The 20,975-nt window shown below is 75.3% G+C and carries 21 protein-coding genes; 14 read left to right on the forward strand and 7 right to left on the reverse strand.

Going from position 1 to position 20,975, the window contains the following annotated elements; translation table 11 throughout:
* Nucleotides 1-26 precede the first annotated feature (26 nt).
* A complete protein-coding gene (locus ACWCYO_RS03720) occupies nucleotides 27-677 on the reverse strand; it encodes a TetR/AcrR family transcriptional regulator (RefSeq protein ID WP_270142121.1) in 651 nt (216 codons plus the stop codon).
* A gap of 143 nt (nucleotides 678-820) precedes the next feature.
* On the reverse strand, nucleotides 821-1,732 hold the full coding sequence (locus ACWCYO_RS03725) for an acyl-CoA thioesterase (RefSeq protein ID WP_449783227.1): 912 nt from the start codon (nucleotides 1,730-1,732) through the stop codon (nucleotides 821-823).
* A gap of 703 nt (nucleotides 1,733-2,435) precedes the next feature.
* Between ACWCYO_RS03725 and ACWCYO_RS03730 the strand changes: the two genes are divergently transcribed.
* Complete coding sequence (locus ACWCYO_RS03730) at nucleotides 2,436-2,699, forward strand: DUF7824 domain-containing protein (protein WP_449783228.1); 264 nt, start codon at nucleotides 2,436-2,438, stop codon at nucleotides 2,697-2,699.
* 27 nt (nucleotides 2,700-2,726) lie between these two features.
* Here the strand turns inward: ACWCYO_RS03730 and ACWCYO_RS03735 are convergent, their stop codons facing one another.
* The 3 genes from ACWCYO_RS03735 to ACWCYO_RS03745 form a co-directional block, all read right to left on the reverse strand.
* Nucleotides 2,727-3,905, reverse strand: a complete 1,179-nt coding sequence (locus ACWCYO_RS03735) for an MBL fold metallo-hydrolase (RefSeq protein WP_449783281.1) — start codon at nucleotides 3,903-3,905, stop codon at nucleotides 2,727-2,729.
* 416 nt (nucleotides 3,906-4,321) lie between these two features.
* On the reverse strand, nucleotides 4,322-4,774 hold the full coding sequence (locus ACWCYO_RS03740; protein ID WP_270142116.1) for a MaoC family dehydratase: 453 nt from the start codon (nucleotides 4,772-4,774) through the stop codon (nucleotides 4,322-4,324).
* 104 nt (nucleotides 4,775-4,878) lie between these two features.
* Entirely contained in the window at nucleotides 4,879-5,397 is a 519-nt protein-coding gene (locus tag ACWCYO_RS03745; protein ID WP_333493436.1) for a pyridoxamine 5'-phosphate oxidase family protein, read from the reverse strand.
* A 149-nt stretch (nucleotides 5,398-5,546) separates the two neighbouring features.
* Here ACWCYO_RS03745 and ACWCYO_RS03750 point away from each other — a divergent pair, with 149 nt between their 5' ends.
* From ACWCYO_RS03750 to ACWCYO_RS03810, 13 genes are all read left to right on the forward strand, one after another.
* Complete coding sequence (locus tag ACWCYO_RS03750) at nucleotides 5,547-6,398, forward strand: hypothetical protein (RefSeq protein WP_449783229.1); 852 nt, start codon at nucleotides 5,547-5,549, stop codon at nucleotides 6,396-6,398.
* Nucleotides 6,399-6,751: 353 nt separating this feature from the next.
* Complete coding sequence (locus tag ACWCYO_RS03755) at nucleotides 6,752-7,159, forward strand: hypothetical protein (RefSeq protein WP_270142114.1); 408 nt, start codon at nucleotides 6,752-6,754, stop codon at nucleotides 7,157-7,159.
* On the forward strand, nucleotides 7,153-8,082 hold the full coding sequence (locus tag ACWCYO_RS03760; RefSeq protein WP_449783230.1) for a hypothetical protein: 930 nt from the start codon (nucleotides 7,153-7,155) through the stop codon (nucleotides 8,080-8,082). The genes ACWCYO_RS03755 and ACWCYO_RS03760 overlap by 7 nt, the downstream gene beginning before the upstream one ends.
* Nucleotides 8,083-8,147: 65 nt before the next feature.
* Nucleotides 8,148-9,002, forward strand: a complete 855-nt coding sequence (locus ACWCYO_RS03765; protein WP_449783231.1) for an SAF domain-containing protein — start codon at nucleotides 8,148-8,150, stop codon at nucleotides 9,000-9,002.
* Nucleotides 9,002-10,309: a hypothetical protein gene (locus tag ACWCYO_RS03770; protein ID WP_449783232.1), complete on the forward strand. Its 1,308-nt coding sequence runs from the start codon at nucleotides 9,002-9,004 to the stop codon at nucleotides 10,307-10,309. The genes ACWCYO_RS03765 and ACWCYO_RS03770 overlap by 1 nt, the downstream gene beginning before the upstream one ends.
* On the forward strand, nucleotides 10,299-11,966 hold the full coding sequence (locus ACWCYO_RS03775) for a CpaF family protein (protein WP_449783233.1): 1,668 nt from the start codon (nucleotides 10,299-10,301) through the stop codon (nucleotides 11,964-11,966). Before ACWCYO_RS03770 ends, ACWCYO_RS03775 begins: the two co-directional genes overlap by 11 nt.
* Entirely contained in the window at nucleotides 11,966-12,928 is a 963-nt protein-coding gene (locus ACWCYO_RS03780) for a type II secretion system F family protein (RefSeq protein ID WP_270142108.1), read from the forward strand. The genes ACWCYO_RS03775 and ACWCYO_RS03780 overlap by 1 nt, the downstream gene beginning before the upstream one ends.
* Nucleotides 12,925-13,803, forward strand: coding sequence for a hypothetical protein (locus ACWCYO_RS03785; protein WP_270142106.1), 879 nt, complete (start codon nucleotides 12,925-12,927; stop codon nucleotides 13,801-13,803). The genes ACWCYO_RS03780 and ACWCYO_RS03785 overlap by 4 nt, the downstream gene beginning before the upstream one ends.
* A gap of 49 nt (nucleotides 13,804-13,852) precedes the next feature.
* Complete coding sequence (locus ACWCYO_RS03790; RefSeq protein WP_270142105.1) at nucleotides 13,853-14,155, forward strand: hypothetical protein; 303 nt, start codon at nucleotides 13,853-13,855, stop codon at nucleotides 14,153-14,155.
* 35 nt (nucleotides 14,156-14,190) lie between these two features.
* Complete coding sequence (locus ACWCYO_RS03795) at nucleotides 14,191-14,565, forward strand: TadE/TadG family type IV pilus assembly protein (protein ID WP_449783234.1); 375 nt, start codon at nucleotides 14,191-14,193, stop codon at nucleotides 14,563-14,565.
* Between the two features lie 26 nt (nucleotides 14,566-14,591).
* A complete protein-coding gene (locus tag ACWCYO_RS03800) occupies nucleotides 14,592-15,041 on the forward strand; it encodes a TadE/TadG family type IV pilus assembly protein (protein ID WP_449783282.1) in 450 nt (149 codons plus the stop codon).
* Nucleotides 15,042-15,214: 173 nt separating this feature from the next.
* A complete protein-coding gene (locus ACWCYO_RS03805; protein ID WP_270142099.1) occupies nucleotides 15,215-15,658 on the forward strand; it encodes a TadE/TadG family type IV pilus assembly protein in 444 nt (147 codons plus the stop codon).
* Entirely contained in the window at nucleotides 15,658-19,647 is a 3,990-nt protein-coding gene (locus ACWCYO_RS03810) for a LysM peptidoglycan-binding domain-containing protein (protein ID WP_449783235.1), read from the forward strand. The genes ACWCYO_RS03805 and ACWCYO_RS03810 overlap by 1 nt, the downstream gene beginning before the upstream one ends.
* Before the next feature lie 82 nt (nucleotides 19,648-19,729).
* Here ACWCYO_RS03810 and ACWCYO_RS03815 read toward each other — a convergent pair whose 3' ends face one another.
* The gene (locus tag ACWCYO_RS03815) at nucleotides 19,730-20,026 is read right to left on the reverse strand and encodes a hypothetical protein (protein ID WP_449783236.1); all 297 of its coding nucleotides are present in this window, start codon (nucleotides 20,024-20,026) and stop codon (nucleotides 19,730-19,732) included.
* 15 nt (nucleotides 20,027-20,041) lie between these two features.
* Nucleotides 20,042-20,566 (reverse strand): HAD domain-containing protein, encoded by a 525-nt coding sequence (locus ACWCYO_RS03820; RefSeq protein ID WP_449783237.1) that lies wholly within the window; start codon nucleotides 20,564-20,566, stop codon nucleotides 20,042-20,044.
* Between the last annotated feature and the right edge of the window lie 409 nt (nucleotides 20,567-20,975).

The following is a 20,975-nucleotide window of genomic DNA, read 5'->3' on the forward strand; positions in this document are numbered from 1 at the left end:
CCGTCGGGAAGGGCCGCGGGACCGGCTCAACCGGTGGACTGGACCTCGTACGGGGCCGGGTAGTGGGTCTCGTACGGGGTCAGCACCAGCCGCACCACGTCCTCCAGCCGCCGCCGGGCGTCCCCGAGGGTGGTGCGGCCGGTGACCCAGGCGGTCAGCTCGCCCTGCCAGGCGTGGACGACGATGTGCCGCACCAGGTCACTGGCCGCGGCGGGCACTTCGGCCGTCACCGCCTGAAGGGCGGTGCTGTCGGCGCGCGCCATGCCCTGCAGGGCCTCGCTGGCGAAGGGATCGGTGGAGGCGGCGACGGCCACCCGTAGCCGGGCCAGTTCGGGCTGGCGCTGGTAGGCCCGCATCCCGCCCCGGACGAACCGCACCGCCCGGTCCGTGGCCCCCAGCCCGGCGCGCGGCCCCCGCAGTTCGGCCACCAGGTCCGCCAGCAGCAGCCGGTGCCACTCGGCGATCGCCGCGGCCAGGAGGTGGTCCTTGGAGGAGAAGTAGCGGTACGCCGTCCCCAGGGCGACTCCGGACCGCTCGCAGACTTGCTTCATCTGCAGCCGCTCGACGCCGATCTCGTTCACCAGGGCGAGCGCGGCCGCGATCAGGCTTTCGCGGCGTTCGAGCTGACGCGGAGACATCGCCTCCACCGGCCGTGGTGACAGGTCAACCTTGGTCACCCGCACCATGATACGGGCCGGGGCCGCTCAGGAGTATGACGCCGACCGGCCCCCCTCCGTTCGCCGGGCGGCAACCCCGGTTCTTCCGGGGGCGCGCGGGGCGTCCGGCGGCTCTCCGGGCGGCCGCCGGAGCGCCGGAGCCGCTACGTCAGCCTGCGGATCAGCGCCTCCTGGACGGCCGAGGCGACCAGCCGGCCCTCCCGGTCGTAGAACTCGCCGAGCGACAGGCCGCGGCCGTCCGAGGCGGACGGGCTGCGCTGGGCGAACAGCAGCCACTCGTCGGCCCGGAACGGGCGGTGGAACCACATCGCGTGGTCCAGCGAGGCCATCAGCAGTCGGGGCGGTTCGAGGCGCTGGAAGAAGTTCGGCTGTTCGTGCAGGCCGGCGGTGGAGGCCAGGGTCAGGTCGGACAGATAGGTGAGCGCGCAAGTGTGCAGCAGCGGGTCGGTGTCCGGCAGCGGGCTGGCGATGCGCAGCCAGACGAACTGTTGCGGCATCCCGGGGACGGCCGGCGGCACGCCCGGGGCGTCCGGCGGCACGAAGCGCAGTTCGAGGTCGCGGAAGCCGTCGGAGCTCCTGATCGCGGTCCGCTGTTCCTCGTCCCAGTGCGAGAAGGCGTCGGGCAGGGTCTCCGGGCCGGGCAGCGGGGGCATCTCGCGGTGGCGGTCGCCGGAGTCCGGCTCGGGGAGCTTGAAGGAGGCGGTGAGATTGAAGATCTCCTTCTGCCCCTGCACCGCCCGGACCTGGCGGGTGGCGTAGGTGAAGCCCTCGCGCAGTCGCTCGACCTGGTAGTCGATCGACCGGGTCGGCTCGCCGGGCAGCGTGAAGTAGCCGTGCAGCGAGTGCACCGCGCGCGTTCCGGCGCAGGTGCGTCCGGCGGCGGCGAGGGCCTGGGCGGCGACGTGGCCGCCGAAGGCGCGCATCGGGGCGCCGGCGTGGCAGCGGCCCCGGAACGTGTTCTCGTCCAGCTGCTCGATCTCCAGCAGTTCGGCGAACGGGGCGGCCGGGCCGGGCACCTGCTCGATCGTTCTCTGCTGTTCTGTCAGGTCGGTCACGCGCCCATAGTGGCAGAAGCCAACCGTGTGGCGGTGTGACTTGGGTAACGCTTCCAGTTGGTAGAACATGTTTCATCCCGGCGCTGGCCCGACGAACCGTCAGACCCGTCACCTAGCGTGCTCCGCACGACGCAATCCGCACACGCGTACGGCTATCTGCGACCGTCGGCCGTCCTGGGCGGCGCCGCCGGCCGGAGCCCTCGACCTGGCCACCCCCGGCGGCGCCGGCCCGCTCGGGGCCCAGGCGCATCCGCGGGGGACGAGCGGGACACCGGGTGGGACGAGATCCTGCCGTCGGTGGCCGAGCCGCCCGCCCGGCCGGGCACCGATCGGCTCGGCGGCCGAGCTGGCCGAGGAGCTCTCCGCGCTGCTCGCGGCCCGCGAGCCCGAGGTCGCCGCCTTCGAACGGGTACTGGACGGGCTGGTCCGGCAGGCCCACCTCGACTGTGCCGGGCTGGTCGAGGCGCTGGAGCCGGTCCGTCTGACCCACCCTGGCGGGGAGCCGCGCAATGGGGGGACTGCACGCCTCGTGAGGTGCTGTTCGTGGTGGCCGCGGTCGCGGGGGAGACGCCGCCGCGCCGGCTCTGGGACGCCCTCGGCGGCACCGACCGCACCAGCGCGCACGGCGCCGTCCTCGCCAGCGCGCACGGGACCGTCCTCGCCCTCCGGCTGGAGGAGGCCGCCTGGCAGGTGACCGCCCAACGTGCCGCCGTACCTGCTCGTCACCCCGACCGACGCCACCGGGGCGATCGAGCCGGGTGCGCTGGTCGAGCGGCTCGCCGGGTACCAGGCGGCGGGCGCCATCCCCGGCCAGGCCGACCTGTGCACGGCCCTGCTGCGGGTCCGGCCGGGCGCGGACCCGGAGGTGCTCCCGGGCGCTGCGGGACGTCCTCGCGGGCTGAACGGGGCGTCGGGGCAGGGGCGGCTGGGCTCGGGTGACGGCGAACAGATGACGGCGAACAGATGACGGGTGACAGCTTTCAGCGAACAGATTTCAGCTGACAGAGTTTGAAATCTGTTCGCTGACACCCGTCACCTGTTCGCGCACCTCCGCCCCCTCCGCGACCAGCGGCTCGATGCCGCGCGGCGTGGCCGCGACGGCGCGCCACCACAGCCGCAGCGCCGGCGGGTCGGCGGGCTCGAAGGGTTTGCCGGGGCGGGGGACGGCGAGGTGGGCGCCGAGCGCCTGGGCGGCGGTGACCACGCGTTCGGCGGGCTCCTCCCAGGGGTGGAGCGCCAGGTTGAAGGTGCACCAGTGGATCGGCAGCATCAGCTCCCCGCCCAGGTCCAGGTGCGCCCGCACACCCTCCTCGGGGGTCATGTGCACCTCCGGCCAGAACTCGCTGTACGCGCCGACCTGCATCATCGTCGCGTCGAACGGTCCGAGCCGGCGCCCGATCTCCGCGAAGCCGGGGAAGTACCCGGTGTCCCCGCTGTGGAAGATCCGGTGGCCGCCGCCCGCCACCACCCAGGACGCCCACAGGAACAGCGTGCTGGTGCGCGGACCGCGGCTGCAGTAGTGCCGGGCGGGCGTGGCGGTCAGGGTCAGCCCGGCGACCTCGGCCGACTCCCACCAGTCCAGTTCGACGATCCGCCCGGCCGGCACCCCCCAGTGCTCCAGGTGCGCCCCGACCCCGAGCGGTACGGCGAACACCGTGCCGCTGCCGATCAGGGCCCGCACGGTGCGCATGTCGAGGTGGTCGTAGTGGTCGTGCGAGATCACCACCACGTCCACCGGCCGGAGTTCGGACAGCGGCAGCGGCACCGGGTGCAGCCGCTTGGGTCCGGTCCAGTCGAACGGCGAGCAGCGTTCGCCCCAGACCGGGTCGAGCAGGACGCGCCGTCCGCCGATCTCGGCGAGCACGGTGGCGTGCCCGAGCCAGGTGAGCCGGAGCCCGGAGGCGGGCGGGACGGTGAGGTCGACCGGGAGCAGCCGGTGCACCGGCACCGCGGCGGCCGGCGCCCGGCGGGTCTTGTCCGCGGTCAGCTGCGCGCGGGTGATCTCCAGCGGGGTTCGCTCGTAGACCAGGCGGCGGGTCGGCACCGGGTTGCGGAAGGCGCCGTCGGCGAACTGGGGCGAGCGGCGGATCCGGGCCAGCCGCTCGCCCTTGGGCTCGGCCCCGAAGGCATCGGTGCGGACCCGGTGCCAGGCGGCGCGGGACAGCCCGGCCAGGCCGGGAACGGCCCGCTCCGGCACGGCCCGCACCGGGACGGCGGGCTTGCCGGGCACGGGTTTCAGGCCGGCGCGGTCGGATGTGGCGGGCCCGGCGGGCGGCGGGGCGAACTGCGAGGTCAGACCGACGAGACGGGAGAACCACGGGGCGGGGCGGGGCACGGCTCCTCCAGGGACGGTCACGGCTACCGGGCAGGCCCAGGGCGCGTACTCCGGGGCTCATGAGGCCACTGAAGTACGACAACCATCTCGTCGGACGTTACTCGCCGTGGGCCGTTCGGACCCGGTGGAGGGCCCGGCGCGGTCCAATCGGGGTACCCGACACCTGCCCCGGTCTGCCCGGCCCTGCGCCGCCCCGCCCGCCCCGCCCGACCCGGCCCCCCGGCGGCGCGCCGCCCCGGCCCCGGCGCCCGCCGCTACGCGTAGAAGCGGGTGATCGCCTCCGCGACGCAGTGCGGCTTGGCGCTCTGCTCGCTGGTGATGGTGAACCGCACCACCGCCTGGACGCCACCCGGGACCTCGGTGGCCGAGAGCAGCTCGGCGGTGGCCCGGATCGCCGTGCCCACCGGCACCGGGGCCGGGAAGCGCACCTTGTCCGAGCCGTAGTTCAGCGCCATCCGCACGCCCTCGACGGCGTAGCACTCCTTGGCCAGCACCGGGATCATCGACTGGGTCAGGTAGCCGTGCGCGATGGTCGAGCCGAACTGGCTCTCCTTCGCCCGCTCCGGGTCCACGTGGATCCACTGGTGGTCCCCGGTGGCCTCGGCGAAGAGGTCGATCTTCCGCTGGTCGATGGTGTGCCACTCGCTGGTGCCCAGTTCGGTGCCGACGGCGGCGGTCAGGTCGGAGAGGGAGGCGAAGGTCGTCACGGTGCGCTCCTGGAGGGGGGACGGGCCCCGGGGAGGGGGTCAGGACGCCGGAAGCGTATGCCTACCCACCGGTACCTGTCAGGAGCGGAACGCGAAACGCCAGTTCAGGGCCGCAGCAGCGGCCGCCCGACGGCGTCCTGTCCGGATCTCCCCTGCCCCGATGCCCCCTGGCCCACTGTTCCCTGCCCCAGGGCGCCCTGCCCCGGCCCGCCCCGCCCGGTCGGGAACAGCCGGCGGCCGCTGACCAGCTCCGGCACCAGCGCGATGAACAGCGGCTCCGGATCCCCCACCCACGGTCGCAGTCCGGACCGCAGAGCGCGGCGCACCTGCTCGGGGTCCCTGACCGCGTCCGCCCGGCCGTGCACCAGCACGCTCCACCCGGTGCGGGTGACCGGGTCCAGCAGGTCCGCCTGGAAGGCCACCACCGTGCCGTCGAGCCCGCGCGCGGTGGCACTTCCCCGGCGCACGGCGAGCACCAGGCGCCCCTCCAGGACCTCGAAGGAGACCGGCAGGACGGCCGGCAGTGCGTGCTCGGTGTACACCACACGCCCGACGGGCACGGTGCTGAGCAGCCGCAGGCACTCGGCCTCGCTCAGGGTCTCCACACGGTCTTCACGCTCCATGCGTCCGATCGTCGTCGGTCGGCGCGGGCGCCGATAGGGCCCATGGTCCCTGAGCCGACGGGCCGGGAGCCCCGTCGGCGCCCGCCCGGAGCGGTAGCCTGCCCGGCGGCGGGATCGGTGGAGGGGCGGGCGGAGGAGGGGGCGGACGGATGGCCGGCGGAGTCGATCTGGTGGTGATCGGGGCGGACGGCGGGCCCGACCGGGCCTTCGGCGGTTCGGCGCACGCACCGGCGGGTGCCCGGCTGCTGGCCGAAGTGCTGCCCGGGATGTGCTTCGACACCGGCGCGGCGGGCTGCCGGGTCAGTGCCGTGGCGCCGGACGCGGACGCCAATGCGATGCTCACCGCCGTCCGGGACGCCGCCCAGCGCCCCGGCCGCTGGCTGGTGGTCTGCCTGGTCGGCCAGTTGGTGGCCGACCCGCGCGGGCGCCGGCTCGCCCTGGTCGCCGGCGGCAGCACCCCCGACAACGCCTACCGGCGCGGCCTGGCCTGGGACTGGGTGGTCAGCGCGATGGTGCACGGCGACCAGGAGGAGGCGCTGCTGCTGGTCGACGCGGTGGCCGACCGGGACACCTGGACGGCACTGGAACGCACCGGCGAGGACAGTGCGGGCGAGCTGCTCAGCTACTCCAGGGTCCCGCTGTGGGGCCGGATCGGCCGGTGCGCCCCGGGCAGACGCGGCCGGGACGCCGTACTGCCGGGCGACGAGGGCTCGTTCAGCCGGGCGCTCACCACCGTCCTGCGGCACGGCGTCCCGGGAGCCCCCGCGGCGGTCGCCCCGCTGGACCTCCAGCCCGCCGTGGCCGGGCTGCTCGACGGCGGTGATCCGTCCGGTAGTTCGGGTGCGCCGGGCGCGCGCCTGCTCGTTCCGCCGCACGGTGGGCGCCTGTTGCTGCGCAATCGCGCCGCGGTTCGGGGCGCATTGGCCGGATTGTCGCTTTCCGAAGAACTGTTGGCCGTTCTGTGGCGGGAAAGTGCCCCGACGGAACCGCCTTCCGCGTAAGGTCAGGGGGCCTGAGGTGTTGCCGTGATGGGGTGGGTTGGCGAAGAATCGATCCCCAACGGAAACATCGGCGGGACGGCGGAATTCTCCTGGCGGCCGTGGATCACGGATCGGCTCGGTCGCGACGAGGTGGGGCGATGCGGCAGCGCGGAAATGTGTTGCGCCCTGGGGCGGTTGGGACTGGCGGGGCGGTTCTGATGTTGCTGCTCGGGGCGTGTGCGAGCGGTGGTGCGAGTGGTTCCGTCGATCGCCTCGGGTCGCCCGCGCCCACGGTTGCGGGAGTGGGTCCGTTAACTCCTTCGGGTGGTTCGGTAAACGCCACGATCGCGCCGACCGACGGCCCGGAAGGGGCCATGGCGCGACTGGCGGTGAAGACGTATCAGGACTGGTGGCAGTCCCAGGCCGAGGCATTCGGGCGTACGGATTCGGACGGATCGGCGCTGGAGCGCTACTCCTCCGGGCGGGCCCTGTCCGACACCCTGGTCGGCCTGCGCCAACTCCACGACGCCAAAGTGGTGATGACCGGAACGCCGCACAATTCCGCGGTGGTGAAGGCGATTGATCTGAAAGCCGATCCGCAGACCGCCGTGATCGAGGACTGCGTCGATCTCTCGGACTGGCATCGTGTCGATGCCGCCACCGGAGCGGTGAAGGATCCGGGCGGGCGCTTGAACCGGTACGTCGCGACCGCTTCCCTGCGCAGGTTCCAAGCACATTGGCTGATCTACGAGTTCACTCGGGAGGTGGACCGGACATGCTGAACGCGCGGAAACCGGCCGGACGGTTCGCGGCCGTCGCATCGTTGTCGGCGGGCTTGCTGCTGTCCTCGGCGGTGACGGCGACGGCGGACGAACCGCCGAGCGGCGGGGCCGAACAGTGTTTCCCCAACGTGATCTGCGCGCAGGCCAATTCGGGTGGAACGACCTCCACCGCGAATCCGGGCGGTAGCGGCGGAGGGTCGGACGGCGGCTCGGAACTGTGCAGCTACCACGGGGTGCAGTGGGCGTGCTACGACCCGCAGTGGGGCTCGTTCGACAGCGGGGAGGGCTGCTACTACCGCGAGCTGGACAAGCAACCCCCGGCCGACGACCCGGCCTGGGGCACCAACAAGCCCACGGACGGCTCGATCTACTCGAAGGTCTGCCCGCAGACGAGTGGCGGCCAGGACGGCGCCCAGTTCGTGTTCGTGCCCACCGGGCAGCGGGTGAAGAGCGTGGCGGAGCTCAAGCGGGAGGCGAAGGACAGGGTCCGCCTCCCGGCGCCGGTGGGCCGCATCGCGCCCGGCGGAACGGCGGTGGTCAACGCGCCGGTGTGGCTCTGGGCGGAGAACGCGACGCCACCCAAGCCGGGGAACGCGGCGTCCGGGGGCGTCACCGTCACCGTCACGGCCCGACTGACCGGCGCCACCTGGGACTTCGGCACCGGCGGCAGCAAGGAGTGCGCGACGGCAGGGACGCCGTACGACCCCAAGTACGGCGCGCAGAAGTCCCCGGACTGCGGCTACGAGTTCGCGGTCGGCTCGGGCACGAGGAAGAACGGCGTCTTCACCGCCACGGTGTCGACGCACTGGGTGGCCGACGTGGTCGTGACGGGGCCGAACCCGGAGAAGTACACGATCGCGATGCCGCCGCAGGACAGCGACCCCTTCGCGGTCCAGGTCGCTGAGGTGCAGGTCCTCAACTGACGGTGCCACGACGGCAGTTCGGTCACTGACGAGCCGGAAAGCGAACGAGGGAAGGGCGGAACCCGGTGGAGAACCGTACATTCGCGACGCCGGGATCCGGCACGCCCGCGGGCGCCGCGGTGTCCGTGGCGCTGCCGGAGCAGCAGGACCAGGGCGGCGGCCGGAGCCGGGGCCGGGCGGTGCCGCACGCGCCCGGCCGGACCATGCGGGCCCGGCGGCGGCGCCCCGCCGTGCTGGCGATGGCGGTCGCGTTGATCGCGGCCGGCGGGCTGGGCGGCGCCGCCCTCTACAACAGCACCGGCCAGCGGGTCGCGGTGCTGGCGCTGGCCCGGGACGTGCCCTGGGGGCAGGTGATCACCGAGGACGACCTGGTGGTGGCCCGGATCGCCGGCGACCCGGCGCTGCACCCGGTCTCCGCCCAGGACCGGGCCAAGGCGGTCGGCATGCGGGCCGCCACCGACCTCAAGCGCGGTTCCATGCTGACGAGTTCGGACCTGGCGCAGGGCCTGTCCGTGCAGCCCGGGCAGATCGTCGTCGGCGTGTCGGCCAAGCGCACTCAGTTGCCCGCCAGCCGACTCCAGCCCGGGGTGCAGATCGTCGTGGTCAACACCCCCGACAACGGCCGGCCCGACTCGCTGGCCGCGACGGTGATCACGGTCGGCCGGGTGGACACCGACGGCAGCCAGGTGATCGACGTGGCCGTCGGCTCGGCGGACGGGCCCCGGCTGGCGCAGTGGGTGGCCGGCGGGCGGATCCAGGTGCTGCTGGCCCCCCGCGGGACCGCCGCGGGCGGGTCCGCTCCGGCCGGGGCCGGCACCCCGGCCTCCTCCTCGGCCGCTCCCTCGGCCGCCCCCACCGGCGCGACGCCCTCCGGCGGAGCCGGCTCGCCGTCGGTTCCGGCCGGAACGGGTGGCGCCTGATGGCGGTGATCGCCGTGGTCGGCGGCCCGGGCGCGCCCGGTGCCACCACCACGGCCCTCGCACTGCTGCTGGCCTGGCCGCTCCAGCCCGGCCGGCGGATCCTGCTGGTCGAGGCCGACCCGGACGGCGGCGCGGTGCTCGCCGGCGCCCTGGAAGGCCGGGTCGAGGCGGTGTACGGGTTGCGCAACCTGGCCGTCGCCGACCGGCGCGGGCTGCTCGCCCAGACCATCTGGGAGCAGCTGATCGACCTCTCGCCCGAGGGCAACGCCGAACGGCTGCTGCTGCCCGGCCTCACCGACCCGGCCCAGGCACCCGGCCTCGCCTACACCTGGGAGCCGCTCGCCGAACTGCTGCACGGCATCGAGCAGCAGGGCTACGACGTCATCGTCGACCTCGGCCGCTCCGGCGCCGCCGGGACCAGTGCGGTGCTGGCCCGCCGCGCGGACGTGGTGGCGGTGACCGTCCGCAGCACGCTGCGCGGGCTGAGCGCGGCCCGCCCCCGGCTCGCCGCGCTCGGCGAGGACCTGGCCGCCGCCGGGACCGGGACCGACGCGCTCGGACTGCTGCTGGTCGCGGAGGGCCCGTACTCGGGGGCCGAGGTGTCGCGTGAGTTCGGCCTGCCGCTGCTCGGGGTGCTGCCGCACGCCACCCGCACCGCGCGGGTGCTGTCCGACGGCGGGGACACCGGCGACCGGCGGTTCATCCGCTCGGAACTGATGCGCACGGCGCGGTCGGCGGCGGACGAGATCCAGCTGCTGGTCCGCCGCCGACGGCAGCGGCTCGCGCCGAACCCGGCGCCCGCGGCGGCGCCCGTGCCCGCGCCACCCGCCCAGTTCGCGGCGCCGGGCGGGCCCGGGCCCGTCGCGCCCGTGCCGGTGGCGGCGCCGACCGTTGCGGTGCCGCAGGCGTCGCCGGCACCCGGGCCGGCGCCGTACGGGCAGCCCGCCCACGGGCAGCCGGGCCACGGGCAGGCCGGCTACGCCCAGCCCGGCTACGCCCAGCCCGGCTACGGACAGTCCAGCCACGGCCCGGCCGCCCACGCGCAGGCGGCCTACGGCCAGGGCGAGCACGAGTCGCCCTCGTACACCCCGCCGGTGATCACCACCGGCCCGGTCGCACCGCTGGCCGGACTGGCGCCCCAGCCCGCCGCCCCGGCGCCGTTCCCGGCGCACGTCCAGACGCACGTCCAGGCGGCGGGACCGACCGACGAGGACGGCCAGTACCAACTGCAGCAGCCGATGGTGACGAACAGTCAGAGCGACGACCAGTACCCGTACAACCCCGGGGAGGTGCTCCGTGCGCGGTAGCCCCCTGCACCAGCGCCCGGCGGCCGACCCGGCCGCCCTGCCCTGGGCCGCGCCGGTACCGACCGCCGCGCAGCCACAAGCGCAGCCGCAGCCGCAGGCGCAATCACAAGCGCAGTCGCAGGCGTACCGGCCCGGCCCGGTCGCGCCGCAGCCCGTCGTGCTGGGCTCAGTCCCCCCGGGGCCCGTCCCCCCGGCTGCCGCCCCCGCCGCCGGCCCCACCGCCGTGCCTTCCCAGCTGCCCTCGCTGGACCTGCGCGGCGCCGCCACCCGGCCGGCCGTCGACCCGCAGGTCGCGCGCGAGCTCAAGCGCCAGGTCGCGGCCGAACTGCACCAGCAGATCACCCGGTTGACCACCGCCTCCGGGGCCGAGCCGGACCGCGCCACCCGCCGCCAGCGCGGCCGGGCGCTGATCGAGGAGTCGGTCGCCCGCTGGTCCGACGCCTACGCGCAGACCCACGGCATCCCGCCCACCCGGGAGCAGGACCGCGCCCTCGCCGAGGCCGTCTTCGACCTGCTGTTCCGGGCCGGCCGGCTCCAGCCCTACCTGGACGATCCGGAGATCGAGAACATCCTGATCAACGGCTGCGACGACGTCTGGGTCTCCAAGGTGCACCAACCCCTGCGCCAGGTCCCGCCGGTGGCCGACAGCGACGCCGAACTCGTCGAACTGCTGCAGGACTTGGCCCGCCAGCACGGCGGCGGCGAGCGCAGCCTGTCCACCGCCAGCCCGACCCTCGCGCTGCGCCTGGAGGGCGGCATGCGCCTGCAGGCGCTCACCGAGGTGACGCCCCGCCCGTACGTGGCGATCCGACGCCACCGGGTGGCCTCGGCGACGCTGCCCGAGATGGTCGAACTCGGCACCCTGGACGCCACCTTGGCCGCCTTCCTGGCCGCCGCGATCCGGGCCCGGAAGAACGTGATGATCACCGGCACCCAGGGCGTCGGCAAGACCAGCCTGCTGCGCGCGATGGCCGCCGAGATCCCGCCGGACGAGCGGATCGGCACCCTGGAGTCGGAGTTCGAGCTCTGGCTGCACACCCTCGGCCACCTGCGCCAGGTCGTCCCGATGGAGGCTCGCGAGGGCAACGGCGAGCGCGTCGAGGGCCGACTGGCCGGGGAGTTGAGCATCGGCGACCTCATCCCGGCCGCGCTGCGGATGACGCTCTCGCGCATCATCGTCGGCGAGGTCCGCTCCGGCGAGGTCGTCCCGATGCTGCGGGTCATGACCAACGGCGAGGGCGGCTCGATGTGCACCCTGCACGCCCGCGGCCCGCACATGGTGGTCGACCGGATCGCCGAACTCTGCCTCGAGTACGGCTCGCACATGACCGACGCGCTCGCCTACCGGCTCACCGCCAACGCCCTGGACCTCATCGTGCACGTCAGCATGGTCGACGAGACCGCCGTCGGCGGCCGCCGGCACCGCTTCGTCTCCCACGTCCTGGAGGTCACCGGCCTGGGCGAGAGCGGCCGGCCCGCGCTGAACACCGTCTTCGGCCCCCGGCCGGACCTCGGCGAGCCGCGCGCCGTCCCGCACACCCCGCCGCAGTGCCTGGACGACCTGCGCCGGGCCGGCTTCGACGCCACGCTGCTCGGGTCCCGGTACGGGAGTTGGGCCACCCCGCTGCAACTGCGGATCGGCGGTGGCGCGCGGTGATGCTGCTCTTCGCGCTGTGCGGGCTGGCGTTCGCGGGCGGCCTGGTCGCCCTTGTGGCCTGGGCCCGCGGCAGCGAGCCCGCCGACGAGGACGACGGGCCCGCCCGCCGGGACAACCCGCTGGCGAGCCGCGCCCACGTCTTCTGGTACGGCGCCCCCGGCGCGGCCTCGCTGCGGATGGTGCGGCTGCGCCGGATCCAGCTGCCGCTCGCGCTCGTCGGCGCGCCGCTGGCCTGGCTGTTCACCGGCATCCCGCTGACCGCCCTGCTGGTGCCGCTCGCCGTCTTCGGCCTGCCCTGGCTGTTCGACACCACCCGCCCGGACACCCACCGGATCGAGCGGCTGGAGGCACTCTCCGAGTGGACCCAGCGGATCGCCGACGTGCTGCTGCTCGGCGTCGGCCTCAATCAGGCCATCGTCACCAGCCGTCGCACCGCCCCCGCCGCCCTGGAGGACGAGATCGGCGAGCTGGCCGCCCGGCTGCAGGCCCGCTGGCGGCCCGAGGAGGCGCTGCACGCCTTCGCCGACAGCCTGTCCGACGCCACCGCCGACAAGGTGCTCGCCGCCTTGGTGCTGCGGGCCGGGGACAGCGGCCCGGGCCTGGCCCGGACGCTCTCCGACATGGCCGACTCGGTGCGCGAGGAGGTCCGCCAGCGCCGCGCCATCGAGGCTGACCGGGCCAAGCACCGCACCACCATCCGCTGGCTGGTCGGCATCATCGTGCTGGTCGTCACGGTCGGCTCCTTCAACACCGAGTACACCCGCCCGTACGGGACCTTCCTCGGCCAGGTCGTGCTCGCCGTGGTGGCCGCCCTGTTCGTCGCGATCATCGCCTGGATGCGGGCCCTGGCCTCGCACCCGCCGGTGCCCCGGCTGCTCGCCCCGGACCGGCGCAGCAAGGGCGGGCGCCGCGGCCCCGGGGTCGAGCGGGCGCCGGTAGAGCGGCTCGGGGAGGTCCGGTGATCTCCCCCTGGCCCGTGCTGGCCGGCGCCGTCGCGGCCGGCGGCCTCGCCCTGCTGATCGCCGAACTGCGGCCCGCGCCGCCGGACCTCGGCCAGGCACTGGACCGGCTGCACCGCGCCCCCGCGGACCGCGAGCAGGACCCGGACGAGCGGCCGCGCTGGTACGACCGGATCGGCGAACGCTCGCTCACCCTGCGCGGGGTGTCGATCCCGCGCCGCGAACTCGCCCTGATCGGCCGCACCCCGGCCCGGTTCATGGTGCACAAGCTGCTGTTCGCCGCGCTCGGCCTGGTGCTGCCCGCCTACCTGGGCGCGATGGCCGTGCTGATGGACATCGGCCTACCCTTCGCCCTGCCGCTGGTCGCCGGGCCGCTGCTGGCCGCGCTGCTGTGGTTCGTCCCGGACGCCGTGGTGCGCGGTGAGGCCAAGGAGGCCCGCACCGAGTACCTGCACGGCATCGCCGCGTACCTGGAACTCGTCGCGATGGAACGGGCCGCCGACTGCGGCCCCGCCGAGGCACTGCGCCGGGCCGCCTCGGTCGGGCAGGGCGCGGTGTTCCGGCGGATCCGCGACGCGCTGGAGCGCGCGGCCACCGACCGGCTCCCGCCGTGGGCCGGACTCGACGCACTGGCCGAGGAGTTGGGCCTCAGTCCGCTCCAGGACGTGGCCGACATCATGCGGCTGTCCGGCACCGACGGCGCCGCCGTGTACGACACCCTGCGGGCCCGCGCGAAGGGACTGCGCGGCGAACTCCTCGCCGAGGACCTCGCCCGCGCCAACGCCGACAGCGAGCGGATGGTCGCGCCGGGCGCCGCCCTGACCCTGCTGATGACCGTCCTGATCGTCTTTCCGGCGCTCCACCAGATGCTCAACTGACGTGTGCCACAGAGCAGCTGACACCAAACAACCAGGACCGGAGACCCCGATGACCGTAAGACTCGCCCAGCTGGCCGGACGGGCGCTGCGGCCCGTGCTGCTGCCCGTGCAGTTCGCCCTGCTGCTGTTCACCCTGCGGCTGGGCCGGCTGCGCGCCGCCCGGGCGCGCGGCGACCGCGGCGCCATCAGCATCGAACTCGCCCTCGCCATCATCGCGTTGGTGTTCGTCGCGGGCGCCGTCGCGACCGCGCTGTACCTGCTGAAGGACAAGGTGGTCACCAAGGTCGAGCAGGACCCGAACCTGCCCGGCGGCGGGGGTGCCGCGGGCGGCGCGGGTGGCGCCACCAAGTGACCGGGTTCCTCCGCCGCCGCGGCGACCGGGGGTCGATGAGCATCAGTCTGGCCATCGTCTTCCCGGTCGTCCTGCTGCTCCTGCTGCTCGTCGTCCAGGCCGCGCTGATCTGGTACGACCGGCAGGTCGCGCTCACCGCCGCCCGTGAGGGCGTGGACGCCGGCCGGGTGCAGGGGAACACGGAGCAGGAGGCGGCGGAGGAGGCCGCCCGGCGGCAGGCCGGGGACTTCCTGGACCGGCAGGGTGTGCACGGCTACCGGGTGGAAACGGGAGACAGCACGGCCGAGACGATCAAGGTCACGGTGGAACTGGCGCCCCCGCTGCTGATACCCGGGCTCACCGGGCCCAGCGTCCGCCAGTACGCCGAGGCGCCGCGCGAGCGCTTCGTCCCGCCGGTGGTGACGCCGTGAGACCGGGGAGAGGGCCGGTCGGCGCCGTGCGGCCGGGGTGGCGACGGCGGCCGCGCCGGCCGGACCGGGGCGGGATCGCGATCGAGGCGGCGATCGTCGTCCCTGGCGTGGTCGGACTGGTCCTGCTGGCGATCGCCGCCGGGCGGGTGCAGACCGCGGCGGGCACGGTGGAGGCCGCGGCCCGCGCGGGCGCCCGGACCGGCTCGCTGCAGCGCAGCGTCGCCGGGGTGGACCAGCCCGCCAGGGACTCCGCCCTGGCGACGCTGCGCCAGCAGGGCGTCTCCTGCCGCGAGCAGGACGTCCGGGTCAGCACGGGCGAGTTGCAACTGGAGGGCGGCCCGGTGGTGACCGTCAAGGTCACCGTGGTCTGCGACGTCGAACTCGCCGACCTGCTCGGCGGACCGTCCGGGGTGCCCGTGACGAAGCACCTCGTCGGGGAGTTCATCTCGGTGATGGACCGCTACCGCGGCACATGACGGCGGCACGGGGCGGCACGCGGGCCGCAACGGGCGCGGCAGGGGGATTGGGGACGGCCCGCGCGGGGGAGACGCAAGCGGAGAGCGCTCGGGGGATGACGCAACGGTACCGAGTGGCGCCCGGCGGGGGGTCGGTGGGGAGACATCGTGCGGATTGGGGGTAGGGGATGCGGGTGCTGAGTCGACTGCGACGCCCAGGACCCCGCCCGGACCGGGGCGCGGTCGCCCTGTTCGTGGCGATCTGCGCGGCCTACCTGGTGCTCGTCATCGCGCTGGTGATCGACGCGGGCGGCCGACTGCGGGTCGCCGAGCGCACCGACGCCTACGCCCAGGAGGCCGCCCGGGTCGGCGGACAACAGCTCGACCAGGCGGCCGTGCTGCAGGGGAAGGGCTTCAAGGTCAAGCAGGACTACGTCCGGCAGGCCGCCGAGACCTACCTGGAGCTGTACGGGCTGCACGTCGACGACGTCGAGTTCTCCGGTGGCGGCAAGGTCGTCACCGTCACCGTGCGGACCGACTACCGGCCGGTCCTGCTGGGCGCCCTCGGGCAGCGGAAGGTAACGGGCAAGGGCAGTGCGACCCTCGTCCACGGAGTCGAGAAAGCGGAGACCGACTGATGGCCGCGCCACGTGCCAAGGACCAGGCCCGTACCGCCCAGGCCCGTACCGGTGGGCCCGGAACCGGGAAGGGCGGGACGCCGACCGTGAGGGGGCACGCCCGGAGCGGACGCCGGGCCGGACGCGGCCGCGGCGGCGCGCTGATCACCGCGCTCGCCGCGCTGGTCACCCTGCTCGCCCTGCTGTTCGGCGTCCCCGCGCTGCTGCTGTACGGCACCCAGGCGGTCGCCTCGATGGGCGAGGTCGCGTCCGGCGGGGTGGGGGAGGCGCTCACCAGCCCGGACGACGGACAGCTGTTCCTCTGGCTGCTGGTGGTGGTCGGCTGGCTGGCCTGGGCGTGCTTCGCGCTCTCCGTCCTGCTGGAGGTCCCCGCCCAGCTGCGCGGCCGGATCGCCCGCCGGATCCCGGCCTTCGGCTGGAGCCAGCGGCTCGCGGCCGGGCTGGTCGGCTCGGTGCTCGCACTGCTGCCGGTGGCCGGTTCGGCCTTCGCGGCGGCGCCCGGAGCCTCCCACGCCCCCGCCGCCCAGGCCCAGTTGACCCCGGGCGTGCAGCGGGCCGCGCTGCCCGCCGCCCAGCCCGCGCCCGCGCTGGCCCCGGCGACCGACCCCCGCCCCACCTACACCGTACGGGACAGCCGGCCGGCGGACAGTCTGTGGTCCATCGCGGAGCGCCAACTGGGCTCCGGGGAGCGGTGGGTGGAGATCGCCAAGCTCAACGACGGCCGGGTGATGGACGATTCCGGCCTGCGCTTCGACGCGGAACGGCCGATCCAGCCAGGCTGGGAGCTGTTGATGCCGGCGGACGCCAAGCCGGACGAGGCGAAGGCGCCCGCGCAGGGCCCCGCCCCGGCCCCGGAGCCGGCTCCCGCCCGGGCACAGGCGCAGACACCGGCTCCGGCGCAGACGCAGACACCGGCTCCGGCGCAGACGCCGCAGTCCGCGACGGAGCCGGCTGCGGGCGGGCCGAAGACGGTGACCGTCCGCTCCGGGGACAGCCTGTCGGCCATCGCCCAGCGGGAGCTGGGAGACGCCGAGGCCTGGCCGAAGCTGTTCGAGGCGAACAAGGGCGTGCAGGCGCCGGACGGGGAACGGCTGACCGATCCGGACGTGCTGGAGCCGGGGATGGTGCTCACCGTACCGGGGGCGGCCGCGCCAGCTCCTGCGCCTGCACCTGTACCTGCTCCTGCTCCCGCTGCCGGTTCCGAGCAGGCGCCCGCGACGTCGGGCGCGCCCGAGCAGGTCCCGGCTGCCCGGACCCCGGCTCCCGCCCCGTCCCCGGCCCAGCCCGAGGCCCCGTCCCAGAACCCGGTGCCCGCCCACACTCCGGCTCCCGCTCCCGCCGCGCACGCCGCCCGGGCGCCCGGTGGCGACTACCGCGTCGCCCTGGGCGCCTCCACGGTCGGCGTCCTGCTCGCCGCCATCATGGTCGGCACCGTCGCCTACCGGCGCGGCACCCAGCTGCGCGCCCGTCGCCCCCGGCACCGCATCGCGATGCCCGATGCCGAGGCCGCTGCCTTCGAGAACGAACTGATGGCCCGTCAGGACCGCGCCGGGCTCGAGCTGCTGGACCGCGCCCTGCGCACCCTGGCCCGCAACACCGTGCGCGGCGGCAAGCGGCTGCCCGCGATCGTCGCGGCCCGGATCACCCCCGACCACACCATCGAACTCCACCTGTCCGGACCGGCCACCCCGATCGCGCCGTTCCGCGCCGCGCACGCCGCCAACGTCTGGTGGTGCAGCGAGGAGTCCGGCGACGTGCTGAGCCCCGCCCAGGCCCGCAAGACCGCCGCGCCCTACCCCGCGCTGGTCACCCTCGGCACCTCGCCGGACGGCTCGGTGGTCCTCGCCGACCTGGAGGCCGTCCGGCTGCTCCACCTGTCCGGGCACCCCGACGACGCCCGGGACGTGCTGCGCACCCTCGCCATCGAGCTCGCCCACAGCCCGCTGGCCGACCGGCTCCACCTGCACCTGGTGGACCTCGCGGAGGAGGTGCCGATCAGCGGACCGGCCGCCGAGCGGATCCACCGCCACCCCACCCTGGAGGCCGCGCTGGCCGCCCTCGGCCCGCGCACCGCCAAGGCCCGCGCCACCCTGATCGCGGCCGAGGCCGCAAGCCCGCGCGAGGCCCGCAGCCGGGGCCAGGCGGACGAGTCCTGGGTGCCGGAGATCGTGCTCTGCGCCCAGCGACCCGGCGGCGAGGTGCCCGCCGAGCTCGGCCGACTGCTGGACGCCCGCCCGCGCACCTGCGTCGCCGTCATCACCCGCGCCCCCGAGCCCGGCACCGGACCGGTGGCCCGCTGGACCCTGCCGGCCACCGGCCAGGCCGCCATCCCGGGCCTGCACCTGACCGTGGAGCTCCAGCGGCTGGACGACCACCAGTACGACCAGGTCACCGAACTGCTTCGGGTCGCCGACGACCCCACCCAGCACCCGGCGCCCGCCTGGACCCTGGACGGCCCCGGGCTCGACCCGGACCCGGACGAGGACACCGACACCACCGAACTGCCCGTCACCGTACCGGTGCTGGCCGCCGTCGGCGCTCCGGGCGCGACGGCGGAGGAGGGGGAGGACGCGGCGACCGGGCCGCAGCTGCTGACCCGGGTCATCGGGACCGGCGCCAGCCCCTTCGCGGGCACCGACCCGGTGGCGCCCGCGCCGGTGCCCGCGCCCGTGCCCGGGCCGGCGCGGTTCGCCGTCAACGGGCAGGGGCGGCAGGCGGCCACCGGGACCGGGCAGCCCGCCGACGAGGCCACCCGCGACCTGCGGCTGCCGGCCGGGCCCGCCGAGGTGGCGGAGCCGACCGGGACGGGGCCGGAGGACGCGGCCGCCACCGCCGAGGCGGCGCCGGTGGACGCCCCGGTGACGGTGCTTCCCGTGCAGCCCGTTCAGCCGGCGCAGCCCGTTCGGCCCGCGCAGCCCGTTCAGACCGTGCGTCCCGTGGTCCCGCAGCCGCCTGCCGGGCCGATACCGCCCGCGCAGCCCGCAGAGCCCGTACGGCCCGCCGAGCCCGTGCCGACGCACCAGAGCGCGCCCGCGCCCACCGGCGTCGACCCGCGCGTTCCGGCCCGGCCGGAGCCGAGCGTTTCGGATGCCCCGTCCGGTGCAGAGCCAGGGACGCCGGCCGAACCCGGTCCGGCCGCCGCGGCCCCGGTCGCCCGGACCACCCCCGGCCGCAGCGACAGCGACGACCTGCTCGCCATCCTCCGCTCCCCGGAGGCGCACACCCCGCGCAACGCCCCCCGGATCCGGCTGCTCGGCCCGGTCGACGTGGCCGGCACCCCCGGAGCCGTCGAACCCGGCGCGCTGCCCCGGCTCACCGAGCTCGCCGTCTACCTCGCGCTGCGCCCGGGCGCCGACCACCACGCGCTCGACCACGACCTCCACCCGGGCGCCGCCCATCTCGACCCGCACCCCACCGCGCCCGACGCCAAGAGCCCGCTCCCGGCCAAACTCGCCGACCTGGCGGCCTGGTTCGGCACTTCGCCCGACGGCCGCGCCTACCTGCCCACCGAGACCACCGCCGGCTACGCCTTCGCCCCGGCCGTCACCTGCGACTGGGACGAGTTCCGCAGCCTCTACCGGCGCGGCATGCGCAGCACCAGTGCCACCGCCGACGCCGCCCTCGCCCATGCCCTGGCCCTGGTGCGGGGAGCCCCCTTCGCCGAGGCTCCACCCGCCTCGTACGGCTGGGCCGAGTCCGAGCGCCAGGACATGATCGCCGCGATCGTCGACACCGCCCACGAGCTCGCCGCCCGCCGCCTCCAGTACGGCGACCACCGCAGCGCCGAGGCGGCCGTCTTCCGCGGCCTCGCGGTCGCCCCGGACGTCGAACTCCTGCACCGGGACCTCTTCTACGCCTACGCCTCGGCCGGTGCGCGCGACCAGCTGCTGCGCGCGGTGAACCGGCTCGACGCACTGAGCCGCCGCACCGGCCGGGACCTGGACGCCGACACGGTCGCCCTGCTGCGCGACCTGCTCGCCGGCTCCTGAAGGCGGCGGACCGTCCGCCCGGTCACCCCTGGTCCGCCGGGGGTGACCGGGTGGGTGCGGGTGCGTGCGTGCGGGAGACGGGTCACTCCGCCCAGGAGAAGGGGCGGCAGACACGGGCGCCGTCGCGCGAGGGCTTGGAGGCCGTGTGGACGTCCTGGACGGATCCGGTCGGCAGTCGGGCCACCACCACCATGACCCGCCGGGGGTCGGCCGGGGTCCGGGCCACGATCTCGGCCTGCTCCTGCTCCGTCGCCCGGACCAGCACGCTGAACTCGTACGCCCCGTGCTCGACGCCGTACTCGTCCGCCCACAGTTCGAGCAACGCCCCGTCCTGCAGGGGAAGATGCCAGCGGGCCGGCGGTGCGGCTACGAGTTCCATGACGGGGGAGTGTAGTCAGAGCGCGCGCAGCCAGGCGTCGAGGGTGGCGAAGTCGGAGTCGGTGAGGCCGACTTGGGGATCGATTCGGTGGAGCAGGGCGCGGGCGGGGGAGTGGGCGTCGACCCAACGGCGGTCGGCCGGGGTGATCTCGTCGTCCATCCAGGCGAACGGGCGACCGGCCGCCCAGGCGACCAAGGTGCGGGTCTTCCAGTGCAGTTGGCCACTGCCACCGCCATCGCCATCGCCACTTTCCGACTCTCCGGCCACCGGCCAGTCCACGTAGGGAAGTTGCGGTAGCCCCAGCCTGGGCGAAAGGCAGTCGTTGGCGTCCGCCAGCCAGGTGGTGGCCCAGACCAGTTCGCAGGGCAGGCCCAGCGGTCGGCGCCCCAGGCCCGGGTCGACCCGGGCCACCAGCGGATTGCCGGACGGCCCGGAACCCGGGCCCGGGTAGGTGGGGTAGCCGCTCGGGGGCGGGGCGCCGAAGGGAATGAGCGGTCCGTCGACGTCGAGGAACAGCAGGGGCGGGCCGTAACCGGTCATGACGGGACGATAGCGGCCGGTGCCGACGGCGTGGCACGCTGATCGGCCACCCGGCCTGGCTCGGGCATGCCGGGATCTCGTAGGGTGGCGCGCACGGGTTGTGGTGGCAGGCACCACGAAGGCAAGGGCATCAGACGCCGTGGAAGCGGCGGGGCGGGGCGGTGACCAGAAGATGGCGGAGACGACAGCTGTTTCCGGAGGTCCCGAGCCGGCAGCGGACTCGGGCCCCTGGGACGCCGTACCGCCGCCGCCCGCGCGCCAGCCCGCCGAGGAGCACCCGCCCGGGCCCGCCGCGCTGTACGAGCCGCCGCCCGCGCCTCCGGCACCCCCGGCACCCCCGGCACCCCCCGTGGTGCCCCCGGCCCCGCCCGCTCCGGTGCCGACGGCCCCGCTGCCGCCCGCGCCGCCG

The organism is Kitasatospora sp. NPDC001683 (genome assembly GCF_053596495.1).

Coding starts and splice junctions, on each gene's coding strand:
- ACWCYO_RS03745 (WP_333493436.1), bottom strand. CDS start 5,397: ATGGAGCGTGAAGACCGTGTGGAGACCCTGAGCGAGGCCGAGTGCCTG.
- ACWCYO_RS03750 (WP_449783229.1), top strand. CDS start 5,547: ATGGCCGGCGGAGTCGATCTGGTGGTGATCGGGGCGGACGGCGGGCCC.
- ACWCYO_RS03755 (WP_270142114.1), top strand. CDS start 6,752: ATGGCGCGACTGGCGGTGAAGACGTATCAGGACTGGTGGCAGTCCCAG.
- ACWCYO_RS03760 (WP_449783230.1), top strand. CDS start 7,153: ATGCTGAACGCGCGGAAACCGGCCGGACGGTTCGCGGCCGTCGCATCG.
- ACWCYO_RS03770 (WP_449783232.1), top strand. CDS start 9,002: ATGGCGGTGATCGCCGTGGTCGGCGGCCCGGGCGCGCCCGGTGCCACC.
- ACWCYO_RS03780 (WP_270142108.1), top strand. CDS start 11,966: ATGCTGCTCTTCGCGCTGTGCGGGCTGGCGTTCGCGGGCGGCCTGGTC.
- ACWCYO_RS03790 (WP_270142105.1), top strand. CDS start 13,853: ATGACCGTAAGACTCGCCCAGCTGGCCGGACGGGCGCTGCGGCCCGTG.
- ACWCYO_RS03795 (WP_449783234.1), top strand. CDS start 14,191: ATGAGCATCAGTCTGGCCATCGTCTTCCCGGTCGTCCTGCTGCTCCTG.
- ACWCYO_RS03810 (WP_449783235.1), top strand. CDS start 15,658: ATGGCCGCGCCACGTGCCAAGGACCAGGCCCGTACCGCCCAGGCCCGT.
- ACWCYO_RS03815 (WP_449783236.1), bottom strand. CDS start 20,026: ATGGAACTCGTAGCCGCACCGCCGGCCCGCTGGCATCTTCCCCTGCAG.
- ACWCYO_RS03820 (WP_449783237.1), bottom strand. CDS start 20,566: ATGACCGGTTACGGCCCGCCCCTGCTGTTCCTCGACGTCGACGGACCG.